Genomic DNA, 1,461 nt, shown 5'->3' on the forward strand with positions numbered 1-1,461 from the left:
CGCCGAGACCCTCCCGGCCGCGAACACCAACGCGACCTTCCGCCTCCTCCGCCACCACCTGGAGGTGGCCCGGGAGAACCTGGACTCCGTCGCCCTGGAGCTACGGACCGCGGCGGACACGATCAGCCGCCCCTTGCCCCAGGTCACCGCCGCGCTCAGCCGCTCGACCCAGCCAGTGCCCCCGGCCCGCCCCGAACACCGTGGCATCCCGGGAACCTGGGCCTTCCTCCCGCCCCCGTCGGCGCCGCGCCATGCACGCTGAACCGGTGCCGCCGGGCGGGCGGCTGATCGGGAGCCTGTGCTCCGGGTACGGCGGCCTGGACCTGGGCGTCCAGACGGTCCTCGGCGGCCGACTCGCCTGGCACGCCGACACCGACCCCGGGGCGTCGAAGATTCTGGCCCGGCACTGGCCCGGGGTGCCGAACCTCGGAGACATCTCGACGGTGGACTGGGCGACGGTTCCGGGGGTGTGCGTCCTGACGGCCGGTTTCCCCTGTCAAAGACGTCTCGGTCGCCGGTCGCCGGGCCGGGCTGTCCGCGGGCACCCGGTCCGGTCTGTGGCACCACGTCGCCCGCGCCATCGAAGCCCTCCGACCCTGTCTGGTGGTGATCGAGAATGTCCGGGGGCTCCTCACCTCCCCCGCCGGCCACTCCTCTGGCGAGCTGGAACCCTGCCCGTGGTGTCTGGGAGACCATGCAGGTCAGCCTGCTGTGCGGGCACTCGGTGCCGTACTCGGCTCCCTGGCCGACCTCGGGTTCGATGCGCGATGGCGCGTGCTCCGCGCCTCCGACGTCGGCGCACCCCACCGCCGCGAGCGGGTCTTCCTCACCGCCTGGCCCCGCGCTGCTGAAGACGCCGACCAGCAACATCGGAAAGAACGGCGGCAGCCAGCACCCGGCGAAGCGGAAGCAGGGTGGCCACGGTCCCAATTTGGCGGACGAGGTGGAGTGGCTACTGCCCACTCCGAAGGCGTCGGACGGGATCAAGGGGTCGCCGAACCAGCGGCACGGCAACGGCGACTTGACCCTGCCCTCGGCGACGGCCCGGCTGCTGCCGACACCCAGGGCCACGGACACGGGTACTCCGGGCCACCGGGCCGGCCGGGGGTTCCGGCCGCCGCTGTCGGCGGTGGTCCTGCCGCTGTTCGCCGAGACGGACAGCGGTGGGGACCCTACGCCGCCGCCGTCGCCCGATGGGAGAACCTCACCCGCGCGGCACCGGCACCGACCGATGGCGCGGGCCGCCTGAGTCCGGCTTTCGTGGAGTGGATGCAGGGCCTCCCACCCGGCTGGGTCACCGACACCCCGGGCCTGGGCCGTCCCGCGCAGCTCACCGCGCTCGGCAACGGCGTCGTCCCCCAGCAGGCCGCCTCTGCGGTCGAACTGCTGGCCCCGCCCCTGGGCCATTGCGCCCACGGGGCGGGGTGAGCCCTCCTCTATCCCGGGGTTCCCGGCCGGGCC

The 1,461-nt window shown here is 74.1% G+C and carries 3 protein-coding genes and 2 pseudogenes; all 5 read left to right on the top strand.

Going from position 1 to position 1,461, the window contains the following annotated elements; genetic code table 11:
- The coding region (locus FF041_RS38510) for a hypothetical protein (RefSeq protein WP_194292327.1) at positions 1-262 on the top strand (262 nt) is incomplete at its 5' end.
- A pseudogene (locus FF041_RS40210) lies at positions 252-437 on the top strand (DNA cytosine methyltransferase); the annotation flags it as partial. The gene FF041_RS38510 and the pseudogene FF041_RS40210, both read left to right, overlap by 11 nt.
- A gap of 118 nt (positions 438-555) precedes the next feature.
- Positions 556-789 (top strand): annotated as a pseudogene (locus FF041_RS40215) (DNA cytosine methyltransferase); the annotation flags it as partial.
- Between the two features lie 142 nt (positions 790-931).
- Positions 932-1,249 (top strand): hypothetical protein, encoded by a 318-nt coding sequence (locus tag FF041_RS39855; protein WP_228388917.1) that lies wholly within the window; start codon positions 932-934, stop codon positions 1,247-1,249.
- 20 nt (positions 1,250-1,269) lie between these two features.
- Entirely contained in the window at positions 1,270-1,428 is a 159-nt protein-coding gene (locus FF041_RS39860) for a hypothetical protein (protein ID WP_228388918.1), read from the top strand.
- The last annotated feature ends 33 nt before the right edge of the window (positions 1,429-1,461 follow it).

Origin of the sequence: Streptomyces jumonjinensis (assembly GCF_009600885.1) — a bacterium.
In the GTDB taxonomy this organism is placed as follows: domain Bacteria; phylum Actinomycetota; class Actinomycetes; order Streptomycetales; family Streptomycetaceae; genus Streptomyces; species Streptomyces jumonjinensis.

Bases quoted from the DNA above. Each gene is read 5' to 3' on its own strand.
- FF041_RS39860 (WP_228388918.1), top strand. From the start codon at position 1,270: ATGCAGGGCCTCCCACCCGGCTGGGTCACCGACACCCCGGGCCTGGGC.